Origin of the sequence: Pseudomonas sp. TH06, assembly GCF_016651305.1 — a bacterium.
Lineage (GTDB): Bacteria > Pseudomonadota > Gammaproteobacteria > Pseudomonadales > Pseudomonadaceae > Aquipseudomonas.
Genome location: NZ_JAEKEC010000003.1, coordinates 291,514 through 316,432 on the forward strand (window position 1 = coordinate 291,514; position 24,919 = coordinate 316,432).

Sequence of the window (24,919 nt, forward strand, 5' to 3'; positions counted from 1 at the left end):
TGCACCAGACGGACACAACCGCTCTAGCTGAACTGTTCGCGGTACTGCGCAGGCGTCAGACCGAGCTTTTCAGCGAACAACGAGCGCATGTGCCGTACGCTGCCGAAGCCACTTTTATAGGCCACGGTTTTCATCGGCAGATCGCTGGTTTCGAGCAAATTGCGCGCGCAATCAATACGCGCACTTTGCAGAAACTCCATCGGCGTCATGTTGACGTCCCGGGCAAACAAGCGCGCGAAGTGCCGTGTACTCATGTTCGCCAGCGCCGCCATGCGCTCAACCGTGTAGGCCTCGTCGAGATGTTCAAGCACGTAGTTCTGCGCCCGGGTGATCGGGGTGTCCTGTGGCGCCACGGTGGCCAACAACGGGCTGAATTGCGCCTGACCGCCCTGGCGCTTCATCACCACCAGCAAGACTTTGGCCACGTCCTGCGCGAGTTTCTTGCCATGGTCACGGGCGACCACGGCCAGCGCCATGTCGATGCCGGCGGTGACGCCACCCGAGGTAATCAGATTGCGATCTTCGACATAGATCTGATCGGTGGTGACCGAGGCCTTCGGGAAGCCTTTGATCAGGCGCTCGGTGTAATTCCAGTGCGTGGTCACGCGGTAGCCATCAAGCAACCCGGCGTGGCCCAGCACAAAGGCGCCGGTACAGATCGAGCCATAGCGCTCGGCGCGCTGCACGGCGCCCGGCAACCAGTCGAACAACGCCGGGAATTTCTCGTTGTAGGCACCGGGGCCTCCGGGTATCAACAGCAAGTCATAGTGTTCACCGTCGTCTTCGACAGGCCGATCAGCCTGCACCCATAAGCCATTGGAGGCGCGCAGCTTCCCGCGCTCGGTGCCGAGGGTGACCAATTGATAATGTGATTCTGCTTTGAGGAAACGATTGGCCACCGAAAACACTTCCATCGGCCCGGCCATGTCGAGCAGCAGAAAGTCAGGGAACAACACCATTGCCACGGTTTTCATGGGGAGACATCACTGAGATCAAAGAAAGTAAACGCATGAGACAGGTTGAGCATTATGGCCAAGTGCAGCCTGGCCATCGGAAAAAAATCCGTGAACTGTCACGCAAAACTGTCAACCTGATCGAGACAGTCTTTCAATTTACATCTACTTATTGCATCCGCAGGTAAACAGTAAGCTTCTCCTCACTCGGACGAATTCACGTCCTGAAAGGAGATTTCATCATGCTGACCCTTCGCAAAGCCTCCGATCGTGGCCTCGCCAATCATGGCTGGTTGAAGTCGTTCCACACCTTTTCCTTTGCCAGCTATCGCGATCCGCGGGAACAAGGCTTTTCCGACCTGCTGGTGATCAATGATGACCGCGTTGCTGCCGGCAAAGGCTTCGGCCAGCACCCGCACCGCGACATGGAGATCTTTTCCTACGTGCTGGAAGGTGCTCTGGAACATAAAGACACCCTGGGCACCGGTTCGGTAATCCGCCCCGGCGATGTGCAACTGATGAGCGCCGGCAGCGGCGTGGCACACAGCGAGTTCAACCATTCGGCGACCAAGCCTGTGCACTTTCTGCAAATCTGGATCGTGCCGGAAGTCGGCGGTGCCAAACCACGCTATCAACAGGAGCATTTCAGCCCGCAGAAAAAACGCGGTCGGCTGCAATTGATCATCTCACCGGACGGCAGCGACGGCTCGCTGACCGTGCGCCAGGATGCGCGGGTCTATGCCGGGCTGTTCGATGGTAACGAGCGCGCCACGCTGGAACTGTCGGCCAATCGCTACGCCTACGTACACGTGGCTCGCGGCAGTGTTGAACTGAACGGCCAGCGATTGCAGGAAGGTGACGGCGTGCGGGTTCGCGAGGAACAGCTGTTGAACTTGAGCAATGGCGTGGATGCCGAGGTACTGGTGTTCGACTTGCGGCCACAGGAATTGCCGCAGATGCCATGAGGCACGGTTTCAATGCCTATAAAAACGGCCTTCAGTTGAAGGCCGTTTTTTATTGTGGCGACACTGGCGATGGCAGCTCGGCGGGCCTTGGTGCACCGACATCCTTGCCCGCTTGAACCGCCGTCAGGGTTGTTTGTATCGCTACATACAGGTTGGCCTGACTGGCAAAGTAGCCACCGATGACAATGCTGACCACGCCAAACAAATGCACAGCCGTTGCCATCCAGACATTAGCCTTCACGGTACTTGCTTGTCTGAGCGCCTCTTTCGACTCTAGAGCAATTGAGTCGAGGTATTTATCGCGCTCGAGCCGAATGCGCTCACTAGCTTTGTCCCGCTCTGCCTGTACGCAAAGGAATTCTCGAATATCTGCGCGCACTCCCTCCACCCGAGCATCCATCCTTGTCTCAATGGTCTCGATTCTGGCGTTGAATTCTTCACGGCTGATAGTGTTCATGGCGGGAGTGCTCTGACCCTTGCTCGAAGCGTTCATGTTTTGGTACTGCTCAAATTCCCTGGCGTTCAATCCGATCCCCTTCCTTGGGTTACCGATACCTTCCCTGGTACATCGTTTGATGGGTGAGCGCTGCGTCTCTCATCAAGCTGGAGCAACAGTAAAGCCCCTGCCCAAAGCCCACAAGCCAGCGGATTCTGCGCTGGATGTAGGTCTTTTCGTCAGGCTGCGTAGCCTTCCCTCGGCAGTCGTCGCACTCACTGATTCTCCGTCGCAAACACCTCGACAATCTGCTCGATGACCGCCCTGACCCGCGCGGTGTGGCGCAAATCCGCATGGGTCACCAACCACACCTCATAGGGTTGCGGGCAACTTCGCTCCGGCCAGAGCCTGACCAAACCATCGCGTTCGGCCATATAAACAGTCATTTCTCCTACACCGATACCGGCCGCAATCGAGCGGCGCACCAACAGGCTGGAACTGAGACTGGCGACAATTCGCCCACGATGGATGGGCTCGCTGACCAGTGTCAGGTCCTTGCGACTCTGCAAATAAGGCTGATAGACCACCAGGTCATGGCCCTCGAACGCCGTGCCGGGCTGCGGAATTCCTTTGGCGTCGATATAGGCCTGTGAGGCGAACAAACCCACCGGCCAACGCGCAATCCGCCGGGCGATCAGGTCGGGATTGTCCGGTCGGGTGTTGCGCACGGCGATGTCCGCTTCACGCTTGGCCAGGCTGAGGATCTGCGTGGACGCATCCAGTTGCACGCGCACGTCCGGATGCTGCTCGTGCAGGCGAGCGATGGCCGGTATCAGGAAATCGATGGCCAGCGAATCGGTGGTGCTGACCCGCACGTTACCGGTCAAACGATCGTCCAGGCCTTGAATCTGCCGCTCCAGCTCAAGGGCCGAGTGCTCCATCTTCTCGACGCTTGCAAGCGCCGCTTCACCCAGCGCCGTCAGGGCGTAACCGTCGGAGGTGCGCAAGAACAACGTTGCGCTCAGGGACTTTTCCAGCGCGGTGATGCGCCGTCCGACGGTGGCCTGATCCACACCGAGCACACGCGCTGCGCCCCTTAGCGAAGACTCGCGGCAAACCGCCAGAAATACCCGTGCATCATCCCAGTTCATATCACTCCTCACGATGCAAATTTGCATCAAAGTGCCGCTTAATCGCTGCGCAGATGCAGCAACAATAGCCGATATGCTGAGGGCCATACACCTCCCTCAGGAACGCTCTCATGCGTACTTCATCCTCAGCGTCAGCCATCTTCGCCGGACTCTGTGCCAGCCTGGTCAGTATTGGTCTGGCGCGCTTTGCCTACACACCGCTGATTCCCGAACTGATTCAGGCGCAGTGGTTCTCCGCCAATGATGTGGTCTACCTCGGCGCGGCCAATCTGGTTGGCTATCTGATCGGCGCCCTGCTCGGCCGGCCGATAGCCCGCCAACTCGGCAACAAAAACGCCCTGCGCTTGATGATGCTGCTCGTCACCGGCGCTTTTTTTGCCTGTGCGTTTCCGTTGTCGGTGAGCTGGTTCTTCGGCTGGCGCTTGCTGTCGGGGATTACCGGTGGCGCGATCATGGTGCTGGTGGCCGCGACGGTGTTGCCCCATGTGCCAGCGTCCCGCAAAGGTCTGGCCAGCGGTGCGATTTTCCTGGGCATTGGGCTGGGCATCGCCGGTTCGGGAACCCTCGTACCACCGCTGTTGAGTCTGGGCCTACAAGCCACATGGTTGGGACTGGGGGCATTGTCGTTGCTGCTGACTGCGCTGAGCTGGTTCGGCTGGCCGTCTGACTTGCCGCACACGGTGATCTCACAATCGAACACCACGGCCCAACCGACACCGTCCGGCGTTTATTTGCTGTTTGCCCAATACGCTTTCATGGCCGCCGGTTTGGTGCCAGCGATGGTGTTCCTGGTCGATTACGTCGCTCGCGGGCTCGGTGCCGGGGCGCATATCGGTGCGCTGGTGTGGGTGATGTATGGCCTGGGCGCGATTGTCGGGCCGGTGAGTTATGGCTTTCTGGCGGACAAGTTTGGCGCCCGGACGAGCATTCGCCTGGTGCTGGTGGTGCAGGCGATTGCACTAGGGCTGCTGGCGACGTCCCATTCCTTCATCGCGCTGGCAGTGCTGGCGGTAGTGCTCGGCTCGTTCCCGCCCGGCATCGTGCCGTTGGCCCTGGCCCGGGTGCATGAGCTGGTGCCGGAGCATCATCGCCAGCAGATCGCCTGGAGCCGCGCCACCGTGTCGTTCGCCACGCTTCAGGCGCTGGCCGGGTTTGCTTATTCAGCCGTGTTCAATGCCACGGGCGGCCATCACGCGTTGCTGTTCATGATCGCCGCTGGCGCGATTTTAGTGGCGTTGCTGCTGGCAGGCGATGAACCTCTGGTACCGCTCCCACAGGGTTGCGCCGATTAACGGGAATTTTTGCACTGCACGGACCTCCCATCTACAGAACCTTTATAAGCAGGAATTGAAATGACTTTACCCAACGAAATGACCCGCATCGAAATCACCGAACCCGGTGGCCCCGAAGTGCTGCAACCCAAACGCGTACCGTTGCCGGTGGCCGCAGAAGGTGAAGTGTTGATTCGCGTCTACGCGGCCGGCATCAACCGTCCGGACGCCTTGCAGCGTGCGGGCAAATACCCGATGAAACCCGGCATGAACCCGATTCCCGGTCTCGAAGTGGCCGGCGAAGTGGTGGCCCTCGGCGCCGGGGTCAGCCAGTTTGCTGTGGGTGATCGCGTCTGCGCGCTGACCAACGGCGGTGGCTACGCTGAATACTGCGCAGTTCCGGCCGGCCAGACGCTGCCCATTCCCGACGGGCTCGACTGGGTGCACGCCGCCGCGATTCCGGAAACCTTCTTTACCGTGTGGGCCAACCTGTTTGGTCTCGGCGGTGCCAGCCGTGGCCAACGTGTACTGATTCATGGCGGCACCAGTGGCATCGGTACGACGGCGCTGATGCTCTGCCGTGAGTTTGGCATCGAAGCCTTTGCCACCTCCGGCAGCCCCGAAAAATGCGCGGCGATCAGTGAACTGGGTGGCCAGCCGATCAACTATCGCGAGCAGAATTTTGCTGAAGTCATCGCCGAGAAAACCGCCGGCCAAGGTGTCAATGTGGTTCTCGACATCATGGGTGGCTCGTACCTCAACGGTAATGTCAGCGCCCTGGCGATGGACGGACGTGTGGTCATGCTCGGTTTCCTCGGCGGCGCCCGGGCCAACGATGTCGATCTGCTGGCGATCCTCGGCAAACGCGCGGTGGTGACCGGATCGCTGTTGCGTGCCCGCACCAGTGCGGAGAAATCCGCGATCGCCGATCAACTGCGCGAACATGTCTGGCCGCTGCTGAACGCCGGGCGTTGCCTGCCGATGATCGACAAAGTCTACGCACTCACCGACGCGGCTCAGGCGCATGCGCACATGGAGGCCGGTGACCATATCGGCAAGATCGTCCTGCGGGTGGACTGAACCGTCGCAGCATTTTTTAATTGTTGCATCCGCACGGTGGTCGAAAATATCGCGCGCAGACCGAGTCATCTGGTAAAAAGCCTTCTTTGTCTGCGCTGCGGTGAAACGTTTAATGTTCCTTTCCTTCATGACTCGACTGCGCCGTCGCCGCCTGGCGTTCGCCTGCATGGCCGCGTTGATTATCGGCGTGCCGACAAGTTGTGCGGTGCTGGAACATGCCGAGCGTAAACTGCTGTTTCGCATCGAGCCCGGCACTGCAGGTTGGTACCACGGTTTGCCGGGCAGCGTGCAGGAACTCGATCTGCAACCGAAGAGCTTCAAGGCCGGGCAAAATATCCACGCCTGGTGGTGGCCGGCGGAAAAAGCCAATGCCCCGGCGATTCTTTATCTGCACGGTGTGCGCTGGAACCTCACCGGGCAATTGTTCCGTATCGAACAATTGCGTGCGGCGGGCTATTCGGTGCTGGCCATCGATTACCGCGGGTTCGGCAAGAGCAAGGGTGATCTGCCCTCGGAAAGCAGCGTTTACGAAGATGCGCGAGTCGCGTGGGAGCGTTTCAAACTGCTGCAGCCAGACCCGAACAAACGCCTGATCTACGGCCACTCTCTGGGCGGCGCCGTGGCCATCGATCTGGCTGCCGAGCTTGGAATGGAAGCCACCCGTGATCACACCGCACTCCCCGTGCGCGGGCTGGTGATCGAGTCCACGTTCACCTCGCTGGCGGACGTTGCCGCGGCCGTGGCCAATACCTCTCTGCCGGTGCGCTGGCTGCTGTCGCAGAAATTCGATTCCATCGACAAGATCGCCGACATTCATATGCCATTGCTGGTGGTGCACGGCCTGGCCGACGCGTTCGTGCCGTCGCGCTTCAGCGAGCAACTGTTCAACGCCGCGCAACAACCCAAGCGGCTGTTGCTGGTACCGGGTGCCACGCACAACAACAGCATGGCGCTGGGCGGGCAGAATTATCGCAAGGCGATCGATGCGTTGATGCGCAGTAAACCGGCTCCGCGTGTCGCCGGACCGGCCATTCTGCGCAGCGCGCAGGACTCCTAACGGTAGCCGCGAGCCTGCAAATCGAAGAGTTGCGCGTAATGCCCGGCTCGGGCGATCAGTTGATCATGATCGCCCTGCTCCAGAATCTGCCCCTGCTCCAGCACAATGATGTGGTCGGCATTGCGCACGCTGGAAAACCGGTGAGAGATCAGCAAGGTCATGCGCCCTTCGGTGTGTTGACTGAAATGCTCGAACACCGCAGCCTCCGCCGCCGGATCGAGGGCTGAGGTCGGCTCATCGAGGATCAGGATGTCGGCATCCCGACGCATGTAGGCCCGTGACAGGGCAATCTTCTGCCATTGCCCACCGGACAGCTCCTGGCCACCGGCAAACCAGCGCCCCAGTTGTGTCGCGTAACCTTGGTCGAGCCCTTCGATAAAGGGCGCTGCCATGCCTTCGGTCGCGGCCTCCTTCCAGCGCTGCTGATCGTTGAACGCCAGCGTATCGCCGACACCGATGTTTTCCCCGACGCTGAATTGATAACGGATGTAATCCTGGAAAATCACCCCGATGCGCTGACGCAAGGTGGTTTCCTGCCAATCCTGCAAGTCGCTGCCATCGAGCAGAATCCGCCCTTGATCGGGACGGTAGAGCCGGGTCAGCAACTTGATCAGCGTGGTCTTGCCTGAACCGTTCTCCCCCACCAACGCCATGCTGTTCCCCGGCACCAGATGCAGGTCGATGCCTTGCAGTGCCGCGCGACTCGCACCGGGGTAACGGAAACCGACGTTCTCGAAGCGCAAGCCATCGCCCGGTTGAGCGCCGACGGTCAGGTGACCGGTGTCGGCGAGTACCGGTTCGGCGAGGTATTCATAAAGACTCGTCAGGTACAGGCCATCTTCGTACAACCCACTGATCGCGCTCAGACTGCTGCTGACCGCACTCTGCCCTTGCTTGAACAGCACCAGGTACATGGTCATCTGGCCCAGGCTGATATTGCCATGCACGGCATCGATCACGACCCAGGCGTAGGCCAGATAGAACGCCGCTGTGCCGAGCAATCCGAGGCCAAAGCCCCAGCCATCGCGGCGCAAGGTCAATCGGCGGTCTTCGGCATAGAGCCTGGCGAACGTGTCGCGGTAGCGTTGCAACAGCAGCGGCGCGAAACCGAACAGTTTGACCTCTTTGATGTAGGCCTCGTGGGACAGCAGGGTTTCGATGTAACTCTGCTGGCGACTTTCCGGCGCGCGCCGGGTGAACAGACGAAAAGCATCACCGGAAAAATGCGCCTCGGCGAAAAACACCGGCAACGCGCCGACCACCAGCAACACCAAAGCCCACGGCGAAAAATGCACCAGCAGCACGCCGAAACTGATCAGCATGATCAGGTTCTGGATCAGCCCCAACGACTTCATGACCAAGGCCAATGGCCGGGTCGAGGCTTCGCGACGCACACGCACCAGTTTGTCGTAGAACTCGGAGTTCTCGAACTGCACCAGCGCCAGGGTCTGCGCTTTCTCCAGAATCAACGTGTTGACCTTCTGCCCCAACTGCACACGCAAGAGCGACTGCTGCACCGACAGCGCCCGTTGCGTACCGGACAACAACGCCAACACCCCGGCCTCCAGCAACACATAACGCAACACCGGCCACAACGGCGCACTGCCGTTCTGCGCATGCAGTTGCATCGCCGCGACCACCGCATCGACGATCCGCTGCCCCAGCCATGCCGCCAGTGCCGGCAGCAGTCCGGCGAACAACGTCGCCAGCACCAGCCCGAGGAACAGGCCGCGCGACGTGCCCCAAACCAGTCGCAAGGCTCGTTGCGCCTGGTCGAACAACGACGTGAAGCGCGATAGAACAGGCATAGGGCATTGAGCTCGGCAGAGGATGAGAGTGCGTCATGTTACTCCAGCGCGACGATTGAATTTCCAGCGTCGGAAGTTCCTCGGGATGCTTGCACCTGATCTCCCCCAGGGATGTCGGCGGCACTGCGCAGTGCTAAGTCCTGCCTTTTTCATGAGAAAAACGTCTGGAAGGCTTTGCCCTTTCCGGCGTCCAACGCTCTGCTATGTTTTAACCGCCCATCGCGGAACCCGGCGAAAGGTCGCCACTCTCCGCGTCTGACAACCGGGAGCAGAGACATGAGAATCAACCCGTACCTGATCTTCAACGGCGACTGCCGCGAAGCCTTCACGTTCTACGAGCAAGCCTTGCAGGGAAAGCTTGAGGCGATGATGACGTTCGGCGAAACGCCGGCCGCCGAGCATGTGCCGAAAGAGCACCACAATCTGATCATTCATACGTCACTGAAAGTCGGCGATCAGGCGATCATGGCCTCGGACACCACGCCCGACCGGCCGACTCAGGGCATGAGCGGTTGTTCGATTTCGTTGAATGTCGACAGCATCGCCGAAGCCGAACGGGTATTTAACGCATTGGCCAAGGACGGGCGCGTCGACATGCCATTGGAAGCGACCTTCTGGGCCGCACGCTTCGGCATGCTGGTGGACCGGTTTGGCGTGTCGTGGATGGTCAATTGCGAGAGTGAAAAATAGCGCTGGCGGATCGTCAGGCATGAAAAAGCCCAACCTGTTCAGGTTGGGCTTTTTGTTCAGCGCTGGGCCAGTTCGTGTCTGACGCATTGCTCATAGTAGGTCTGCTTGACCGCCGCCGGTTTGAGCTTCGAGGCGCTGTTGTAGGTCTGTTCGGTAATGCCCATGGCGGTCATGCGCATCCACGGTTGCTGGAATTTGCGCACCTGCAATTGTTTACGCGCGCCGTACAAGGACATCCCCGACAGCTTGGATTGTTGCGCGCCTGCGGCAATATCCGAACCCCATGTACAAGCAAAGCGATGGCTTTTGCTTAATTCTTTTGCCTGGACTCCCAAGGCAACAACAGCCAGGGAAAGCGTTGCAACGGTTATGACAATCGTCCGCATATAGCCAACCTAACCTTTTGAAAAAAGGCGAGTTTGCCGATGAAGCAGGCATTCGGGGGCCAGCAATTTGCCGCTTTTTGGCAATATTCGGCTACAAAAAACGGGACAGCGCGATTTCGTGATGAAATCCCTCTGTCCCGTTGCCTTGTTCAGATCGCGCTGACTTCAACCCGCAAGCGATCTGGCCCCTCCTCCCGACATTCGATGCTGACCGGCAAAAACTGCTCGATGACGGCGATGTTGCTGTGCAGATGTTCGGTCATGCGCGGCGTAGTAAACGTTCCACCACCGGCCAGCGCCATCGGCAGCAACAACTGATCGGCGAGGTGTTCGGCCACCGCTGCATCGCTGCGCAACCAGTCCGCGGCCTGATTGATCGCCGCATCAGCGACCTTCTCCGCTCGTAATGAAACCTGACCAAACGCGCTGAACACTTCAGTCACGTGCTCGAATGCGTATTCCAGCAACAGCACGTTGCCCGGTCCCCGCGCCGGATCAAGCGTGACGTGCTGCAACGCCTCTGATGGCAAGCGTAAACGCTTGGCCACTTGATTCAGTTCGCGCTGGGCGACCGTGGGCGCAAGCCCCACCGTCAATGCCGAGGCGTGCCGTGAAATCGCAGCGCCACGCGCACACAGATCGAGCCGGGTCAGCACTGACGGCTGCACCTTCGCCTCGATCTCACCACCCCCTGCCGGTACAAAACCGTGTCGCAGCAAGTCCAGCTCAATGTTGGCGCCCATGCGCCGCAGCAGTGGCAACCAACTGCGGGTGAGGAAATCCGTCGGCGGCGCCAGCGGATTATGGGTGCCGCCGCAGATACGCACCCGACTCGCCTGCGGTGCGCGCATCAACGCAGGCAACAGCGTCTGCAGCACCAGCGTGCAACTGCCGGCCGTGCCAATCGCGAATTGGTAATCGCCACCGCGAATTGCTCCCGGCTCGAAACTCAATGCCTGAGAACCCAATTCCGCGCCCAAAGTCTTTGCGCCACACACCTCGGCCGCCGCCAGCACCGCCGTCAAATGCTGACGCAGCAGTCCCGGACGGCTGCGCCTGGCGCGAATCTGTTTAATGCGAAACGCCCGGCCTGTCACCATCGACAGGCTCAAGGCACTGCGCAACACCTGGCCGCCACCGATGGCGCCGTCCAGTTCAATCACTTCCTGTTTCATTACAATCCTTATGCGTACAGCTCAACAGTATCCCTGAGGTACTGATCCAGCCGTCGCGAATCTTCCTGAGTTCTTTTTAATGTAGGCACTTCGCGCTCAAGCTCAGCCGCGATGAACCCGTGCAGCGCCGGTCGACGCGGCCCGTAGGCGCTCTCGTCGGCATTGCGTTTAAGGGCCAGCAGTTCGTCGACTTCGGCGAGCAACGCACGATCATCGACCGTGGTCAGCAGATCGGCGAAGGTCATCGGTGGCCGACCGCGGCCCTGATCGATCCAGCGCACCGCCAACAGTGGCCGCAGCACGTAGAAGTACTTTTTGAATCGCACGGTTTCGCCTTGCAGATAGCCCCGAAAATTCTTCTTGGCCATCGACAGATAGTGGCTGCGTGCGGCCGGTGGGCTGTAGAACGCCTCCGCCAATTCGCGCAGCTGCATCACCGCTGCCGTTTCGCGGCGATACACCAGCGGCGAATCAAGCCACTCCAGCAGCGTCGGGTTGGACTTGCGCAGCAACCCGAGGGTCTTGCGCAGCTCCCAGCCACTGACGTCGAGTTCGTCATCCAACGGTCGCTCGATCACATCACGCGGGGTGTCGACCTGAACGAACCAGTCAGGCTTTTCCACGTATACAAACCGTACGTCGTAATCACTGTCAGTCGAAGCAAAGCCCCAGGCCCGGCTTCCGGACTCACAGGCGTACAACACCGTAACGTTGCGCTCGCGCTCTATGCGCGCCAGCTCTTCCAGCACCCGTGCGCGCATCGTGTTGCACAGCGGGTGGCGCTCTTCGAATTCCATGACATCTGTTCCTTTTATCCTTTGACGCACACCACCTGACGCAGGGTGTGCAGCACTTCCACCAGCTCACGCTGGGCGTGCATGACTTTGTCGATGTCCTTGTAGGCCATCGGAATTTCGTCGATCACCGCTTCATCCTTACGGCACTCCACATGGGCAGTGGCGCGGATCTGATCCTCGACGGTGAAGGTATTCTTCGCCTTGGTGCGACTCATGGTGCGGCCGGCGCCGTGGCTGCAGGAACTGAACGACTCTTCATTGCCCAGACCGCGCACAATGAAACTCTTCGCCCCCATCGAGCCCGGAATAATCCCCAACTCGCCCTTCTTGGCCGACACCGCACCTTTGCGGGTGACCAGAATGTCTTCGCCGAAATGCCGCTCTTTCTGCACGTAGTTGTGGTGGCAGTTGACCGCTTCCAATGCCACTTCGAACGGCTTGCGGATGATCTGCCGCGTCGCCTGAATCACCGCCCGCATCATCAACTCACGGTTCTGTTTGGCGAAATCCTGCGCCCAGCCCACCGCTTCCACGTAGTCATCAAAGTGCTGACTGCCTTCTTCGAAATACGCCAGGTCGCGGTCCGGCAAGTTGGCGATGTGCTGACGCATATCCGCCTGGGCCATCTGAATGAACAGGTTGCCGATGGCGTTACCGACACCACGCGAACCGCTGTGCAACATGAACCAGACCCGGTTGGCTTCATCCAGGCACACTTCGATGAAGTGGTTGCCGCTGCCCAACGTGCCCAAATGTCCGCGGTTGTTGGTGTTGGCCAGTTTCGGGTACTTGTCGGTGATCAACTTGAAGCGCGGATGCAACGCCGCCCATGCCTGATCGGCCTGCTGCGGAATCTCGTCCCACGCGCCCTTGTCGCGCCGCGAGCGGGTCGAGCTGCGGCCGTGCGGCACCGCTTGCTCGATGGCACTGCGCAGACCGAGCAGATTGTCCGGCAGATCGGCGGCGGTCAGCGACGTGCGCGCAGCGATCATGCCGCAACCGATGTCCACGCCGACCGCTGCCGGAATGATCGCGCCGACGGTTGGAATCACGCTGCCGATGGTCGAGCCCTTGCCCAGATGCACGTCCGGCATGACCGCCAGATGCTTGAAGATGAACGGCATCTTCGCGGTGTTCATCAACTGCTCGCGTGCCTCTTTTTCCACCGGGACGCCTTCGGTCCAGAGTTTGATCGGCTTGCCGTTGGCGACTTCGAGCAGTTGGTAAGTGTGTTCTTTCATTTTCTCTATTCTTTATTCATTGGCCGATGATTCGGCGTTGTTCCGTTCGTCGCAGCGACAAAAACACAGACACTGTGGCTCCGCCTGATTTAAGCCCCCGTTGCCGGGGCGGGATTCGAACCCGCGTTTCCTATGGAGTACCTGTCGCATTCGCTGCCAAATAACTGCAAATAAGGTGGCACGACAAAAGGTGATGACTGTTGCGCGTTACCGCGCTCCGGAATTAACCGGTCTGGATGTACAGCCATCAGGCATTCGTGCCGTCACACGCGCTGACAAGGGTTTGATGAGACGTCTTGGATGTAGTCCCATCGGCATTCAGCGCCTGTGATAAATCAATTCATTGCATGCTTTCGATCGCTTCAACCCAATGACGCGCACCGTAATGACCGCTGGTGAACTGCTCGATCACATCAAACACCGCATCGCTGAAACCACCGACATTCAAGATGTCATCGCGATCCGCTGCCTGCGTTGCATGGCCTGGCTGGATATCGATGCACACCAGTCGCGCCTGCGGGTTGATCTGTTTGATCCGTTCCCATTGACGCAGGGTCTCACTGGCGCCCCGACGTCGTGCGTCGATCCAGGATTCGTTGTCCGATACCAGAATCAGCGTATCGACCCTGGCCTTGCTGTCGGCCAGTTTCGCCAGCGGTGCCGAGCAGTTGGTGCCACCGCCAAAAATACCGGCGAGCTTCTCCGCGTTACTGATCACACTGTCACGCGGGTTGAGCTGGATATCCACTACGTCCACTTCGAACGGCATCACTCGTGCCAGCGGTTGTTTGCGCAGAACGGCTGCGGCCACCAGCGCCGCTACGTCGATGCAACGCACCACCGAGGTCGCGCCCTGGCGATAACCGGTCGCCGGGCTGCCCATCGAACCCGACACATCCGGGCAAACCACCACTGAGCCTTGCAGTTGTGGCACGTTGGCCAGCGACAACTCCAGTGCATCCTGCAACGCTTCGCGTATCCGCGCCGGAATGTCCTCGCCCATCATTCGATAAGCCGCCAGCAACTGGTACGGGTACACCCGCGCCTTCGCGACCTCTTGCGGATCCGCCAACCGCGCCGCCACATACTCGACGCAACCCGGCACCTCAAACGCACCGTGGCGAGCCAGGGTGTTGAGGTTGATACGCAGCCCCTGCCAACCCATGTTGCGTGCCTGAGCGGCCCATTGTTCCTTGCTCAACGTTTCGTTGCCGAGCAACTGGAACGGCACCGCTGGCACTTCCCCGCTTGCACCGCTGCGAAACGCCAGCAGATCGCGAGTCAATTGCGGAAGAGCCTGCACATCCACCGGTTTGCCGATCAACCAGGCGAAGAACGCTTCGCGCCAGGCTTCGGCAGGTTTTGGATGAACCATCTTCACGACATCCGCCAACGACGGCTGATTGCCAATCGACGCTTGCAGGAGTTGACGCTCAGTCGCGCTGTTCAACCAGTTCTGCACCAAGCGCTTTGGCTGCGAGCCGAGGGATTTGCGCCCGGTCGCACCGCTGCGAAGAATCTGCACAAAGTTGCGCAACATTTTGCCGCTATCGATCACTTGCTCGAACACCTGTGGCACCAGCATCGAACGCTGAGCGGTCAATGCCGCCAGCAACAAGGCCGGCATGTCTTTCATATGGCCTTTTTTACGAGCGTAAATCGCGGCTTTGGCGACGAAGCTGCTGTCCAGTTCGGCCACCAGTTTCAACACTTGCTCCAGTTGGCTTTCAGCAGAGGCGTAAAAGGTCTGGTTGAGGCAACCGGTCACTGCCAGTTGAGCCAGTTGATGCTTGGGTGTGTAGGCATAAGCCGAGGCACCGGAGGCATTCAGCGTGTCGCAGGCTGGCAGGTGATTCGATTGCGTATTGAAGAGATTCTGGTTGGCCATCGTGGCGTCTCGCTGTGTTGTCCTGTTCGTTGTGATAGGTATTGCAGCCGCTGTGCCAGTTTTGTTTTTCTGCGTTGAATTATTTTTATCTATCTGATTTATAACGTTTTTTATTTTTATTCGTTCTTCTATCGATTGAATTCGCGACAAGCCACCTTCAGAAAAACTATCATTGGATATCGTCTTTTATCCTTTGAGATAAACATGCCAAACAAGCGCACAGTCGCCATCGGTTTTATCGGAGCCACCCTTGATCGCGTCGGTAAAGGCGCCAACCGCTGGAGCCACTGGCGCCCCAGCGTAGGGTTGTGCCAACAGCCGGACGTGTTGATCCATCGCCTGGAACTGATCCACGGCATCGACGCCCGCGATGTCAGCCTCGCCGAGCGCGTTCGCGCCGATATCCAACAGATCTCACCGGAAACCGAAGTGCGCCTGCACCCGATGTCGTTGCGCAATCCGTGGGATTTCGAAGAGGTCTACGGCGCTCTGCACGATTTCACCACCGCTTACGATTTCGACACCGAGCGGGAGGACTATCTGGTTCACATCACCACTGGCACTCACGTCGCGCAGATTTGCTGGTTCCTGCTGACCGAAGCGCGCTACCTGCCGGCACGCCTGATCCAGACTTCGCCGGCCAAACGCAAAAGCGAAGACGAGCACGCCACCGGCACTCACGCGCTGATCGACCTCGACCTGTCGCGCTACGACCGCATCGCCTCGCGCTTCGCCAACAAACGCCTGGAAGGCCTGGAGTTCTTGAAGTCGGGCATCGCCACGCGCAACGCCGCGTTCAACCGCTCCATCGAACAGATCGAACGCGTGGCGGTACGCTCGAAAGCACCGATGCTGCTGATCGGCCCGACCGGCGCCGGCAAATCCTTCCTCGCTCGACGCATCTTCGAGCTCAAGCGCAGCCGCCATCAGATGCAGGGCCGCTTTGTCGAAGTGAACTGCGCCACCCTGCGCGGCGACGGCGCAATGTCTGCACTGTTCGGCCACGTCAAAGGCGCCTTCACCGGCGCGCAAAATGCCCGCGACGGTCTGCTGCGCGCGGCCGATGGTGGCATGCTGTTTCTCGATGAAATCGGCGAACTCGGCGCAGACGAACAGGCGATGCTGCTCAAGGCGATTGAAGAGAAACGCTTCTTCCCGCTGGGCTCGGACAAGGAAGTCGACAGCGACTTCCTGATCATCGCCGGCACCCACCGCGACTTGCGCAGCCGGGTCGCCGAAGGACTGTTCCGCGAGGACCTGTACGCACGCATCAACCTGTGGACCTTCGACCTTCCCGGTCTTGCGGGACGACGCGAGGACATCGAGCCGAACATCGATTTCGAGCTCGAACGCCATGCCCGTGAACATGGGCAACTGGTGCGTTTCAACCTGGAAGCACGCCGCCGCTACCTGGCATTCGCCAGCTCCCGGGAAGCGGCGTGGCTGGGCAATTTTCGCGAACTGTCGGCGTCGATCACGCGGATGGCGACATTGGCTGACAGCGGGCGAATTGATGAGGCGCAGGTGCAGGAGGAAATTGATCGGTTGCGCTATGCCTGGGGCCTGGCACAACCGGGCGCCGTTGCCGAGGATTTACCCGGGGATGGCGAGAGCATGGATCTGTTTGATCGATTGCAGTTGAAAGCTGTACTTGAAGTTTGTCGGCAGGCGGACAGCTTGTCGGACGCCGGGCGACGGTTGTTTGGAGTGTCGCGCCAAGCGAAGGCACAGCCCAATGATGCGGATCGACTGAGGAAGTATCTGGCGCGGTTCGGGATTGAATGGAGCCAGGTTGCCAATCGGTAATTTTACCGCTCGTCCAGCGCTATGCACCTTTGCCTTTCTCGCACTTCCAATAAGTACGTTCCCACACGCGGAAGGCCTAGATAATGAACAAGAACATTGCTTCCCTGTCGCTCGCCAGCCTGCTGATTATCAGCCCGCTATATGCCTCTGCAACCGAGAAAACAGCAGCGGAAACGGCCGCCCCACCGACCGCCCTGCCGGGCGTCAATCAATCCGCAAGCTCACGCGAAAACGATGAAAAGGCGAACAAAAAGGGCGAAGAGGCTTCAGGTTCGAATTCGGGCGCAGAGTCCCATGAGACGGCAAAAGATGCAGCGACTTCGAGTGATTCGCAGGACATCAAGAAGCAGACGAAGCCATAGCGACGAATGCGATTGGCTGGCTTGAAAATCCGCGATTCGAGTGGACGGAGAGCATTGGACGCTGCCGAAACTTGAAACGCCTGCAGTCTGCCGGTATGAAGTTCGCCTTTAACGGCAAAACCGCAGCCGATGTAAAAGGCGCGAACTGCTCGCAGTCAATTTACGAATTTAAAAACTATCGCCAAGGAAGCACCATTGGACTCTAAATATCTCGAAGATCTGCGCTCGCGATTCAACTCGGGGGAAAACCTGGAATTCACGTTTTTCTGGGGACATCAACCAAGCAAGAAAGGCATTACCCCAGCGTGCTTCAGCCAATGGTACGTCGCTGAATTCACGGTCGACGGGCAATGCTACCCAACCGCCGAACACTTCATGATGGCCGAAAAGGCAGCCCTGTTCGGCGACCAGGAAATTCGCGCTCAAGTGCTCCAGGCGACCACCCCAGAAGCAGCTAAAGCACTCGGCCGCAAAGTACGCGGATTCAATAACGAGGAGTGGCTGCAACACCGGTATGACATTGTCGTTCGCGCGAACCAGGCCAAGTTTTCGCAAAACCCTGAGCTAAATACTTATCTCAAGGGAACGGGCGCTCGCATCATTGTTGAAGCAAGTCCGGTTGATAGCATTTGGGGGATTGGCCTGACCAAAGATGACGCAAAGGCGAACAATCCCAATCTCTGGGAAGGTTTGAATCTACTGGGATTTGCGCTGATGCAGGTTCGCGACGGCGATTGATTGAGACAAACCCATAACGGCTATTTTCTTGATGCAGTAGGCCCAGACTGTCACTGAATGTCACCGAACAACATGCAGACGCCACCTTGGTGACTATTCAAACCATCCCGGCGACGTGTCTTTTTTGAGGAGGCTCATTCAGCGAGTCGGGTATCATTTGTCTTCCAATAATTTCCGAGAACACAACGCTCATGCATGGACGCCTATTGTTGGCTGCACTGGTTATTGCTCCCTCTCTCGCGGTCGCAGCACCTTCTCTCTACGCCTACGACGAAGCCCCTACAGATGGCTATATGTACGCCATGAGGTATCAACAGGCGAAACTGGCTTGCGGGTCACTTCCAGACGACCTTGAGGCGGACTACGCGAAGGCGATGCGATTGACCGCAGAGGCCAGCTCTGAATTTGAGAAGACCTATACGAAAGGTTTGGCAGCAAACCCACGGTGGCGTAAACCTGCAACAGCTGAAGAACAGGAGGCAGAGTGCAATCAAGGCCAGGTGGCACTTCGAGTGACGGTCAGACTTGCACGCCAGTGGTTTCCTGGCGGCTGGTAACGCTCAGCAGCGTTCGTAAAGTGCGATCCGACTTACTCGACCTAGCGGCTCGGTAACTTGAAGTCAGCCACATTTAGATCTCCAGATCTCAAGTACTTGGCATTAACGCCAAGACATACCGGCCATTTTGGCTGGTTCCTTGAGCAAATTAGCCGCCCCCTCCGACACCACCCGAACGCACTCCTCTCCGCGCCCAACGGCATCCAGCGGAGCGGATGAGTAGATCCGCGTTTCATCGGCCATCAAAGACCAACGCCTCTAACTTGAGGTGACGCTACCGGCATGGTCAAATAAGTAATAGCCCTTTGCCATGGTGATCTCAGTTGAAGCAACATCGCGGATTGATTATCTTTTTCTCGGCAACGACGTTGCTCTTTATCTTGGCCCAGGTATGGCACGCACAATCTGCCCCGGAAGAAAAAAAGGAGGAACGGGAACGCCAGCTCAAGGGGCTCGCGCTCATCATGAGTGCCCAGGCCGGAAAAGTATCTGACGAGTCAACTCGCATCAATTCGGTGACCTACAGCGATGAGGTCATGCGTATCTCTTACACACTCACAAAAGTTACGAAAAACGAAATCGATTCTGATGAGTTCACCAAGGACGCAAAAGCGCTTGCAGCTTCTGCATTCTGTAATGAAAAAGGTTTAGGACAATTCGTGAAATCGGGTCTTTCCATTGATCTCCTCTACAAAGATTCAACCAGCTCACCGATAGTCGAGTTTCAGATAGGCAAGTCCGACTGCCTCTGAAGCCCGCCTCTGTCGCGGGCTTTTTTCTGCGTGCCATACCCGCGATGAGTCCGCGCAGCTAGTCATCATCCTCACGAGCGAACCCGAATGCACCCCCCTCCGCCAGCGCGGAACGCGACCTGCTCGGCCTGGCCCACTACCGTGCGCCCCTTCTTCATAAACGTAGAAGACGCCCACATCACACGAATGTCCGCATCGATCAGATGGGCGTGCTCTTCATTGTGGATGCTGCCGGTGTCGGCGAGGATCTCGGCTTGGAGCCAATCCCTAACTTCTGGAGCAGGACTCAGCCGCATCCTGAAATCGGCCTGTTCAACTACTGAATGTGGAGGATATGGCCTGTCCATTATTCACCCTTACGCTTGAAATAGTGGCTCATAGCCGGTATTTGTGTGCGCCTCGAAAAGTAAGGACGCCCAACTAATGCGAATTCAACCAATCTCCCTCGTCGCCGCCGCTCTCGCCGCAGTCACTCTTTCTGGCTGTGTAACCGCTCCAACTTGGACTAACAGAGGGCCGTCGACGATTGTCACCGCCAAAGGGATGATCTCCTGCTACGAAGACGCAAACATCATCGACGGAGAGCGGATGCAAGGCACTATTTGCGCCACTCCTGAATCCGGTTTCTTCGGCGGCGGCGAACCAGAGATCTACTTTGGGCCGTGGAATCGGAAATTCATGAAGGAACCAGCAAGCACAACAACGGCAGGTGTAACTCGAGATTATCAAGGGAAGACGGTGTTTCTTCAGTGCGACCCGGTTCTTGCACCTGGCACTAAGACTGAAACCGGGCGGGCGTGCAAGGTCACCGTCAATGGCCAACTCCTAGTCACAGCGAATGTTGAATTCAAAAAATAGAACGTTCCGTGCGGCACACCCATGCAATGCGGAACAACTACCGCGGATTTCGATAGAGCGTTCTGCCCAGCCTAGGATGATTAACTTGAGCGACACTGCCCCCCCAGCATCACCAACTAGCTCAGGCACACCTTGGTTAACCACTGCTATTGCATTTGTAACCTTTATGGTTGGTGTCGGTACTACACTGGTGGTAGGAGGCATGAATTTTGGACAACAGAAAAATGCGTTAGAAAACCAAACAGTGCGAAATCAGGAGCTGCAAAAGCAAAACAATGAACTGGGCGCCTTGCTTGAGAAATGGAGGGAAGCAGTCGCACAGCGAGACGCGCTGCTATCCTCGACCCAAGCAAAGTTGTCTGCCATGCAAAATGATCAGTGCGAAGCAATACGGGGCGAGATAACCGGACTGGAGGGCACTCTGAGTTGGGCTGACAACAGCCAAATGTCCACTGTAAGACGTTCAGAAATCAATAATCTGATAACGCAGCATCAGCAGTCTCTTCAGAGTTGCTTCGCAACCCGCCGCTAGACCTGCCACGCGTCGCGACACAATTTGCTAATTCGCGAAACGTGTCGCGACTTATTCGACCTTCCTGCTGGGCAACTTGAAGTCAGTCACCCGATCCGCGATGTTGCGGATCTTCTCTACCCCTAAGAAGCCAACCCAGCCGCCCGCGAAGGTTGCCATGCCCTGCGGCAGACCGAAGAAGTCCAGGCCACTGATGATTGTCAGGGTCAGGCCGCCGCAGATGGCGCCTTCCACCTGCATCTGGCGACGTGTGCCGCCACCGTACGTGATCCGCAAGACGGCCATGGCGCAGGACAGCGCAGCGGCATAGAGGATCGGCGAATGCTGGCTCAACCACGCAAGCGCTATCGCCCATGTGCCTGGTTTGTCTGGCATCTCGGCTCCTCCCCGTAAGGGAGTTAGGAATAAAAAAGCCCGCTCAGTGGCGGGCGTATGGCTCCTTGATATCGTCATTGCCCCTATGGCAATTCGATGGACCGAACCATGGCAAAAACAAATATTGAGCGCTTCGATGAGATGAGCGCTGACATCTTGGCTTTTCTCTACGAGAGTTTCCCGATCCCTTCCGACGTGAGCCCACAGGTCGCAGGATTAACCGTTCTCAAATACCTCGAATACGATCCCGACATTGAAGACGCCGTAACAGAAGGTGCACGCGACCCGGAAACAGAGTTCTTCGACGCCACACTCGAATGGCTGGTGCACGCAGGTTTCATCGCGAAAAAGGCAGCCCCAGTTAACCGGAAAGTCTATGTGCTGACCCCGTACGGCCTTCAAGCACTCAAGCATGTGCCGAAACCTTCGATTGAATAGGTGCGCTCGTCTTTCCGAGCTGGCTGCCAAAGGCCTTCTCAGCGTCGACGCCCCATTGCATCGATCTCGCCGGCCCAGTCTCGCGTCACCGTGCCAGCAGTCGCCGCAGATTTCGCCGGCGCCATGAAGAACAAGCGCACGATCGCCAGCTTGCAGGACGCTGTCGATACTGAACTGGCCGGGGCAAAAATCGCCGCGAGCCAAACCGCCGACGCTATTCGCCTCAACCTGGCCATCTGATTGAGGCTGCGAACATGGTATCAGCAACCGATTCGCGTGGACCGGTCCTGACAATCTTGAAGAGGAAGCAGGCGTGAAAAATCGAGAAGTCACGCAAAAGTCACGCACATGAAAAAGCCCAACTCGCGAAAGTTGGGCTAAGTCATTGAATTATATGGTCGGGACGGAGTGATTCGAACACTCGACCCCTAGCACCCCATGCTAGTGCGCTACCGGACTGCGCTACGCCCCGACTGATGTTGCAACTCGCTCTTCACCTCGAAGAACGCTCAAGAATATATCGCAAGCTTTTGAAAACTGGAAGTATTCAAACGCTGCTTTTTATTTCTTGAGTACCACCAGTACATCTTCCAACTCGGCAATCATCTGCCGAATCATCTGCTTGTATTGGGTCGTGTCGTCTTTGGCTTCATCGCCGGACAGACGCAAACGTGCGCCGCCGATGGTGAATCCCTGATCGTAAAGGAGCGCGCGGATCTGCCGGATCATCAGCACGTCCTGGCGCTGATAATACCGGCGGTTTCCGCGGCGTTTGACGGGGTTGAGCTGAGGAAACTCCTGCTCCCAGTAACGCAGCACGTGTGGCTTTACGGCACACAGCTCGCTGACTTCACCGATGGTGAAGTAGCGTTTGCCCGGGATGACGGGTAGTTCGTCGTTATGACTTGGTTCCAGCATAAGCCTCAACTCGGGCCTTCAACTTCTGCCCTGGACGAAAGGTGACCACACGGCGAGCCGTGATCGGGATTTCTTCCCCCGTTTTCGGGTTGCGGCCAGGCCGCTGGCGTTTGTCCCGAAGGTCGAAATTGCCGAAACCGGACAATTTGACCTGCTCGTTGTCTTCAAGAGCGTGCCTGATTTCCTCGAAAAACAGTTCGACCAATTCCTTGGCTTCCCGCTTGTTCAGGCCCAGCTCTTCATACAGACGTTCCGCCATCTCAGCTTTCGTCAAAGCCCCCATACGTCACTTCCTTAACGTGGCGTTCAACCTTTGTTCGAGCGAGGTGAGGATATTTTGCGTCGTCGAATTCACCTCATCGTCATTAAGAGTGCGCGATGGATGCTGCCAGGTCAAGCCAACTGCAAGGCTTTTTCTATCAGGATCAATGCCTTTACCCTGATAAACGTCAAACAGCCTTAGATCTGTGAGCCATTCGCCTGCATTTTCACGGATTACGTCCAATACAGCCGAGGCTGCTACGTCTTTGTGCGCGATCAGTGCAAGGTCACGACGCACTTCAGGAAAGCGCGACAACTCGTGGAATTTCGGCATTTTACCGAGTGCCACTTCTGCCAGAACCAGCTCAAAAACGAAGACTGGACGATCCAGGCCCAAAGCTTTCGACAGCTCCGGGTGAATGGCGCCGATGAAGCCGACTTCACGCCCTTCGCGCTCGATGCGTGCGGTTTGACCCGGGTGCAGTGCCGGGTGTTTGCCCGGTTCGAAAGTGAACGAGTCCAGCGCGCCGGCGAAACCCAGTACCGCTTCTACGTCAGCTTTGACGTCGAAGAAATCCACAGTGTCGCGACCCTGCGCCCAGCCTTCCGGCAGACGGCTACCGCAGACAACACCCGACAGCATTGGCTCCTGCTTCAGACCTTCGAGCTGACCGACGAAACGCAGACCGCTTTCGAACAAACGTACGCGATCCTGCTGACGATTGAGGTTGTGCTGCAGCGCTTTGACCAGACCCGGCCACAGCGACGAACGCATGGCCGCCATGTCATTGGAGATCGGGTTGGCCAGCAACAGCGGCTCGACGCCCGGGTTGAACAGTTCGAACTGACGTGGATCGATGAAGCTGTAAGTGATCGCTTCCTGATAACCGCGAGCCACCAGCAGACGGCGCAATTCAGGCAGATCGCTACGCGCTTCAGCCTTGGCTTGTGGCGCCAGGCGCGCTTGCGGGTAACGAACCGGCAGACGGTTGTAACCGTACAGACGAGCCAGTTCTTCGATCAGATCGACTTCCAGGCTGATGTCGAAGCGATGGCTTGGCACTTCTACGCGCCACTGCCCTGCACCATTGGCGGAGATGTTCAGCCCCAAGGCGCTGAGCAGACGCTCGACCTGAGCCGAATCCATTTCCATGCCGAGCATCTGAGTGATGCGCTGGGCACGCAGGGTGATCGGCGCGATCGACGGCAGATGTTGCTCGCTGACGGTCTCGATGATCGGGCCGGCTTCGCCGCCAGTGATTTCCAGCAGCAGGCCGGTGGCGCGCTCCATGGCTTCACGGGCCAATTGCCAGTCCACGCCACGCTCGTAGCGGTGCGAAGCATCAGTATGCAGGCCGTAGGAACGAGCCTTGCCCGCAACAGCGATCTGGTCGAAGAACGCAGACTCAAGGAATACATCGCGAGTGGTCGCGGACACGCCGCTGTGCTCACCCCCCATCACGCCGGCAATCGCCAGAGCGCGGGTGTGGTCGGCGATCACCAGCGTATCGCTACGCAGGCTGACTTCCTGACCATCAAGCAGGACCAGCTTCTCGCCCTCTTCCGCCATGCGAACACGGATGCCGCCATTGATTTCGGCAAGATCGAAAGCGTGCAGCGGCTGACCCAGTTCGAGCATCACGTAGTTGGTGATGTCGACAGCGGCGTCGATGCTGCGCACTTCGGCGCGGCGCAGACGCTCAACCATCCACAGCGGCGTAGGCCTGGACAGGTCAACGTTGCGGATAACACGGCCCAGGTAGCGCGGGCAGGCAGCCGGCGCTAGTACTTCTACCGAACGCACTTCGTCGTGCACGGCAGGAATAGTCATCACGACCGGACGGGTGACCGGAACGGCGTACAGCGCGCCGACTTCACGAGCCAGACCGGCCAGGGACAGGCAGTCGCCACGGTTAGGGGTCAGGTCGACCTCGATGCTGGCGTCTTCCAGATCCAGGTACACACGGAAATCTTCGCCCACCGGCGCATCGGCCGGCAGCTCCATCAGACCGTCGTTGCCTTCACCGACCTGCAGCTCGGTTTGCGAGCAGAGCATACCGTTGGACTCAACGCCACGCAGCTTGGCCTTCTTGATCTTGAAGTCGCCTGGCAGCTCGGCACCGATCATGGCGAACGGAATTTTCAGACCCGGACGCACGTTTGGCGCACCGCATACGACCTGGAAAGTTTCCGCACCATTGCTGACCTGACACACACGCAACTTGTCCGCGTCTGGGTGTTGCTCGGTGCTCAGCACCTCGCCCACCACCACGCCGCTGAATGCACCGGCGGCCGGCGTAACGCTATCGACCTCAAGACCGGCCATCGACAGACGAGCAACCAGCTCGTCGCGATCTACCTGCGGGCTAACCCAGCCACGCAGCCATTGTTCACTGAATTTCATCCTGCTCTCCTAAGAATTCG

Annotated in this window: 27 protein-coding genes, 1 tRNA gene and 1 pseudogene; 14 read left to right on the forward strand and 15 right to left on the reverse strand. The window is 58.3% G+C overall.

Annotated features, from left to right (window positions below):
* Nucleotides 1-23: 23 nt before the first annotated feature.
* Entirely contained in the window at nucleotides 24-974 is a 951-nt protein-coding gene (locus JFT86_RS26140) for a GlxA family transcriptional regulator (RefSeq protein WP_201239023.1), read from the reverse strand.
* A gap of 221 nt (nucleotides 975-1,195) precedes the next feature.
* Here JFT86_RS26140 and JFT86_RS26145 point away from each other — a divergent pair, with 221 nt between their 5' ends.
* Nucleotides 1,196-1,918, forward strand: a complete 723-nt coding sequence (locus JFT86_RS26145) for a pirin family protein (protein WP_201239024.1) — start codon at nucleotides 1,196-1,198, stop codon at nucleotides 1,916-1,918.
* Nucleotides 1,919-1,967: 49 nt separating this feature from the next.
* On the opposite strand, the gene JFT86_RS26150 is transcribed toward JFT86_RS26145, so the two are convergent.
* The gene (locus JFT86_RS26150; protein ID WP_242489577.1) at nucleotides 1,968-2,444 is read right to left on the reverse strand and encodes a hypothetical protein; all 477 of its coding nucleotides are present in this window, start codon (nucleotides 2,442-2,444) and stop codon (nucleotides 1,968-1,970) included.
* Between the two features lie 185 nt (nucleotides 2,445-2,629).
* Nucleotides 2,630-3,505 (reverse strand): LysR family transcriptional regulator, encoded by an 876-nt coding sequence (locus JFT86_RS26155; RefSeq protein WP_201239025.1) that lies wholly within the window; start codon nucleotides 3,503-3,505, stop codon nucleotides 2,630-2,632.
* 110 nt (nucleotides 3,506-3,615) lie between these two features.
* On the opposite strand from JFT86_RS26155, the gene JFT86_RS26160 reads away from it, so the two are divergent.
* From JFT86_RS26160 to JFT86_RS26170, 3 genes are all read left to right on the forward strand, one after another.
* On the forward strand, nucleotides 3,616-4,797 hold the full coding sequence (locus tag JFT86_RS26160) for a YbfB/YjiJ family MFS transporter (protein ID WP_201239026.1): 1,182 nt from the start codon (nucleotides 3,616-3,618) through the stop codon (nucleotides 4,795-4,797).
* A 60-nt stretch (nucleotides 4,798-4,857) separates the two neighbouring features.
* Nucleotides 4,858-5,856, forward strand: a complete 999-nt coding sequence (locus JFT86_RS26165) for an NAD(P)H-quinone oxidoreductase (protein WP_201239027.1) — start codon at nucleotides 4,858-4,860, stop codon at nucleotides 5,854-5,856.
* 112 nt (nucleotides 5,857-5,968) lie between these two features.
* Nucleotides 5,969-6,913, forward strand: coding sequence for an alpha/beta fold hydrolase (locus JFT86_RS26170; protein ID WP_201239028.1), 945 nt, complete (start codon nucleotides 5,969-5,971; stop codon nucleotides 6,911-6,913).
* On the opposite strand, the gene JFT86_RS26175 is transcribed toward JFT86_RS26170, so the two are convergent.
* On the reverse strand, nucleotides 6,910-8,721 hold the full coding sequence (locus JFT86_RS26175) for an ABC transporter ATP-binding protein (RefSeq protein ID WP_201239029.1): 1,812 nt from the start codon (nucleotides 8,719-8,721) through the stop codon (nucleotides 6,910-6,912). The genes JFT86_RS26170 and JFT86_RS26175 overlap by 4 nt on opposite strands.
* 276 nt (nucleotides 8,722-8,997) lie before the next feature.
* Here JFT86_RS26175 and JFT86_RS26180 point away from each other — a divergent pair, with 276 nt between their 5' ends.
* On the forward strand, nucleotides 8,998-9,411 hold the full coding sequence (locus JFT86_RS26180) for a VOC family protein (protein WP_201239030.1): 414 nt from the start codon (nucleotides 8,998-9,000) through the stop codon (nucleotides 9,409-9,411).
* A gap of 56 nt (nucleotides 9,412-9,467) precedes the next feature.
* Here the strand turns inward: JFT86_RS26180 and JFT86_RS26185 are convergent, their stop codons facing one another.
* The 5 genes from JFT86_RS26185 to JFT86_RS26205 form a co-directional block, all read right to left on the reverse strand.
* Nucleotides 9,468-9,797, reverse strand: coding sequence for a hypothetical protein (locus JFT86_RS26185; RefSeq protein ID WP_201239031.1), 330 nt, complete (start codon nucleotides 9,795-9,797; stop codon nucleotides 9,468-9,470).
* A 149-nt stretch (nucleotides 9,798-9,946) separates the two neighbouring features.
* Nucleotides 9,947-10,972: an RNA 3'-terminal phosphate cyclase gene (gene rtcA, locus JFT86_RS26190; protein ID WP_201239032.1), complete on the reverse strand. Its 1,026-nt coding sequence runs from the start codon at nucleotides 10,970-10,972 to the stop codon at nucleotides 9,947-9,949.
* 8 nt (nucleotides 10,973-10,980) lie between these two features.
* On the reverse strand, nucleotides 10,981-11,769 hold the full coding sequence (locus tag JFT86_RS26195) for a nucleotidyltransferase domain-containing protein (RefSeq protein ID WP_201239033.1): 789 nt from the start codon (nucleotides 11,767-11,769) through the stop codon (nucleotides 10,981-10,983).
* 14 nt (nucleotides 11,770-11,783) lie between these two features.
* Nucleotides 11,784-13,010 (reverse strand): RtcB family protein, encoded by a 1,227-nt coding sequence (locus JFT86_RS26200; protein ID WP_201239034.1) that lies wholly within the window; start codon nucleotides 13,008-13,010, stop codon nucleotides 11,784-11,786.
* 340 nt (nucleotides 13,011-13,350) lie between these two features.
* Nucleotides 13,351-14,898, reverse strand: a complete 1,548-nt coding sequence (locus JFT86_RS26205) for an RNA-binding protein (RefSeq protein ID WP_201239035.1) — start codon at nucleotides 14,896-14,898, stop codon at nucleotides 13,351-13,353.
* 204 nt (nucleotides 14,899-15,102) lie between these two features.
* Here JFT86_RS26205 and rtcR point away from each other — a divergent pair, with 204 nt between their 5' ends.
* The 5 genes from rtcR to JFT86_RS26230 all read left to right on the forward strand — a co-directional run bounded on the left by rtcR (nucleotide 15,103) and on the right by JFT86_RS26230 (nucleotide 19,113).
* Nucleotides 15,103-16,704: an RNA repair transcriptional activator RtcR gene (gene rtcR / locus JFT86_RS26210; protein WP_201239036.1), complete on the forward strand. Its 1,602-nt coding sequence runs from the start codon at nucleotides 15,103-15,105 to the stop codon at nucleotides 16,702-16,704.
* A gap of 83 nt (nucleotides 16,705-16,787) precedes the next feature.
* Complete coding sequence (locus JFT86_RS26215) at nucleotides 16,788-17,066, forward strand: hypothetical protein (RefSeq protein ID WP_201233886.1); 279 nt, start codon at nucleotides 16,788-16,790, stop codon at nucleotides 17,064-17,066.
* A gap of 195 nt (nucleotides 17,067-17,261) precedes the next feature.
* On the forward strand, nucleotides 17,262-17,804 hold the full coding sequence (locus tag JFT86_RS26220; protein ID WP_201233887.1) for an NADAR family protein: 543 nt from the start codon (nucleotides 17,262-17,264) through the stop codon (nucleotides 17,802-17,804).
* Nucleotides 17,805-18,013: 209 nt separating this feature from the next.
* Nucleotides 18,014-18,361 (forward strand): hypothetical protein, encoded by a 348-nt coding sequence (locus JFT86_RS26225; protein WP_201233888.1) that lies wholly within the window; start codon nucleotides 18,014-18,016, stop codon nucleotides 18,359-18,361.
* A 323-nt stretch (nucleotides 18,362-18,684) separates the two neighbouring features.
* Nucleotides 18,685-19,113, forward strand: a complete 429-nt coding sequence (locus JFT86_RS26230; RefSeq protein ID WP_201239037.1) for a hypothetical protein — start codon at nucleotides 18,685-18,687, stop codon at nucleotides 19,111-19,113.
* Between the two features lie 98 nt (nucleotides 19,114-19,211).
* Here JFT86_RS26230 and JFT86_RS29295 read toward each other — a convergent pair.
* A pseudogene (locus tag JFT86_RS29295) lies at nucleotides 19,212-19,460 on the reverse strand (putative metallopeptidase); the annotation flags it as partial.
* 76 nt (nucleotides 19,461-19,536) lie between these two features.
* On the opposite strand from JFT86_RS29295, the gene JFT86_RS26235 reads away from it, so the two are divergent.
* Nucleotides 19,537-19,971 (forward strand): hypothetical protein, encoded by a 435-nt coding sequence (locus JFT86_RS26235; protein ID WP_201239038.1) that lies wholly within the window; start codon nucleotides 19,537-19,539, stop codon nucleotides 19,969-19,971.
* An 85-nt stretch (nucleotides 19,972-20,056) separates the two neighbouring features.
* Nucleotides 20,057-20,503, forward strand: a complete 447-nt coding sequence (locus tag JFT86_RS26240; protein ID WP_201239039.1) for a hypothetical protein — start codon at nucleotides 20,057-20,059, stop codon at nucleotides 20,501-20,503.
* Nucleotides 20,504-20,554: 51 nt separating this feature from the next.
* Here JFT86_RS26240 and JFT86_RS26245 read toward each other — a convergent pair whose 3' ends face one another.
* Nucleotides 20,555-20,878 carry a phage holin, lambda family gene (locus tag JFT86_RS26245; RefSeq protein ID WP_201239040.1) on the reverse strand — a complete coding sequence of 108 codons (324 nt, stop codon included), beginning with the start codon at nucleotides 20,876-20,878 and terminating at the stop codon, nucleotides 20,555-20,557.
* A 108-nt stretch (nucleotides 20,879-20,986) separates the two neighbouring features.
* Here JFT86_RS26245 and JFT86_RS26250 point away from each other — a divergent pair, with 108 nt between their 5' ends.
* Nucleotides 20,987-21,316: a hypothetical protein gene (locus tag JFT86_RS26250; protein ID WP_201233892.1), complete on the forward strand. Its 330-nt coding sequence runs from the start codon at nucleotides 20,987-20,989 to the stop codon at nucleotides 21,314-21,316.
* A gap of 90 nt (nucleotides 21,317-21,406) precedes the next feature.
* On the forward strand, nucleotides 21,407-21,556 hold the full coding sequence (locus JFT86_RS26255) for a hypothetical protein (protein ID WP_242489352.1): 150 nt from the start codon (nucleotides 21,407-21,409) through the stop codon (nucleotides 21,554-21,556).
* Nucleotides 21,557-21,711: 155 nt separating this feature from the next.
* Here JFT86_RS26255 and JFT86_RS26260 read toward each other — a convergent pair.
* The 4 genes from JFT86_RS26260 to pheT all read right to left on the reverse strand — a co-directional run bounded on the left by JFT86_RS26260 (nucleotide 21,712) and on the right by pheT (nucleotide 24,899).
* Nucleotides 21,712-21,788 (reverse strand) — tRNA-Pro (locus JFT86_RS26260).
* An 89-nt stretch (nucleotides 21,789-21,877) separates the two neighbouring features.
* Nucleotides 21,878-22,234: a MerR family transcriptional regulator gene (locus JFT86_RS26265; protein WP_003179985.1), complete on the reverse strand. Its 357-nt coding sequence runs from the start codon at nucleotides 22,232-22,234 to the stop codon at nucleotides 21,878-21,880.
* A complete protein-coding gene (gene ihfA / locus JFT86_RS26270; protein ID WP_002553164.1) occupies nucleotides 22,215-22,517 on the reverse strand; it encodes an integration host factor subunit alpha in 303 nt (100 codons plus the stop codon). The genes JFT86_RS26265 and ihfA overlap by 20 nt, the downstream gene beginning before the upstream one ends.
* A gap of 3 nt (nucleotides 22,518-22,520) precedes the next feature.
* Entirely contained in the window at nucleotides 22,521-24,899 is a 2,379-nt protein-coding gene (gene pheT / locus JFT86_RS26275; protein WP_201239041.1) for a phenylalanine--tRNA ligase subunit beta, read from the reverse strand.
* Nucleotides 24,900-24,919: the final 20 nt, after the last annotated feature.

What these genes read in the sequence shown, in the direction of transcription:
- JFT86_RS26265 (WP_003179985.1), bottom strand. Translation starts at nt 22,234, where the DNA reads ATGCTGGAACCAAGTCATAACGACGAACTACCCGTCATCCCGGGCAAA.
- JFT86_RS26155 (WP_201239025.1), bottom strand. Translation starts at nt 3,505, where the DNA reads ATGAACTGGGATGATGCACGGGTATTTCTGGCGGTTTGCCGCGAGTCT.
- JFT86_RS26195 (WP_201239033.1), bottom strand. Translation starts at nt 11,769, where the DNA reads ATGGAATTCGAAGAGCGCCACCCGCTGTGCAACACGATGCGCGCACGG.
- JFT86_RS26205 (WP_201239035.1), bottom strand. Translation starts at nt 14,898, where the DNA reads ATGGCCAACCAGAATCTCTTCAATACGCAATCGAATCACCTGCCAGCC.
- JFT86_RS26200 (WP_201239034.1), bottom strand. Translation starts at nt 13,010, where the DNA reads ATGAAAGAACACACTTACCAACTGCTCGAAGTCGCCAACGGCAAGCCG.
- JFT86_RS26250 (WP_201233892.1), top strand. Translation starts at nt 20,987, where the DNA reads ATGGCAAAAACAAATATTGAGCGCTTCGATGAGATGAGCGCTGACATC.
- JFT86_RS26170 (WP_201239028.1), top strand. Translation starts at nt 5,969, where the DNA reads ATGTTCCTTTCCTTCATGACTCGACTGCGCCGTCGCCGCCTGGCGTTC.
- JFT86_RS26160 (WP_201239026.1), top strand. Translation starts at nt 3,616, where the DNA reads ATGCGTACTTCATCCTCAGCGTCAGCCATCTTCGCCGGACTCTGTGCC.
- JFT86_RS26145 (WP_201239024.1), top strand. Translation starts at nt 1,196, where the DNA reads ATGCTGACCCTTCGCAAAGCCTCCGATCGTGGCCTCGCCAATCATGGC.
- JFT86_RS26165 (WP_201239027.1), top strand. Translation starts at nt 4,858, where the DNA reads ATGACTTTACCCAACGAAATGACCCGCATCGAAATCACCGAACCCGGT.
- JFT86_RS26215 (WP_201233886.1), top strand. Translation starts at nt 16,788, where the DNA reads ATGAACAAGAACATTGCTTCCCTGTCGCTCGCCAGCCTGCTGATTATC.
- JFT86_RS26140 (WP_201239023.1), bottom strand. Translation starts at nt 974, where the DNA reads ATGAAAACCGTGGCAATGGTGTTGTTCCCTGACTTTCTGCTGCTCGAC.
- JFT86_RS26245 (WP_201239040.1), bottom strand. Translation starts at nt 20,878, where the DNA reads ATGCCAGACAAACCAGGCACATGGGCGATAGCGCTTGCGTGGTTGAGC.
- pheT (WP_201239041.1), bottom strand. Translation starts at nt 24,899, where the DNA reads ATGAAATTCAGTGAACAATGGCTGCGTGGCTGGGTTAGCCCGCAGGTA.
- JFT86_RS26185 (WP_201239031.1), bottom strand. Translation starts at nt 9,797, where the DNA reads ATGCGGACGATTGTCATAACCGTTGCAACGCTTTCCCTGGCTGTTGTT.
- rtcR (WP_201239036.1), top strand. Translation starts at nt 15,103, where the DNA reads ATGCCAAACAAGCGCACAGTCGCCATCGGTTTTATCGGAGCCACCCTT.
- JFT86_RS26180 (WP_201239030.1), top strand. Translation starts at nt 8,998, where the DNA reads ATGAGAATCAACCCGTACCTGATCTTCAACGGCGACTGCCGCGAAGCC.
- ihfA (WP_002553164.1), bottom strand. Translation starts at nt 22,517, where the DNA reads ATGGGGGCTTTGACGAAAGCTGAGATGGCGGAACGTCTGTATGAAGAG.
- rtcA (WP_201239032.1), bottom strand. Translation starts at nt 10,972, where the DNA reads ATGAAACAGGAAGTGATTGAACTGGACGGCGCCATCGGTGGCGGCCAG.
- JFT86_RS26175 (WP_201239029.1), bottom strand. Translation starts at nt 8,721, where the DNA reads ATGCCTGTTCTATCGCGCTTCACGTCGTTGTTCGACCAGGCGCAACGA.
- JFT86_RS26235 (WP_201239038.1), top strand. Translation starts at nt 19,537, where the DNA reads ATGCGAATTCAACCAATCTCCCTCGTCGCCGCCGCTCTCGCCGCAGTC.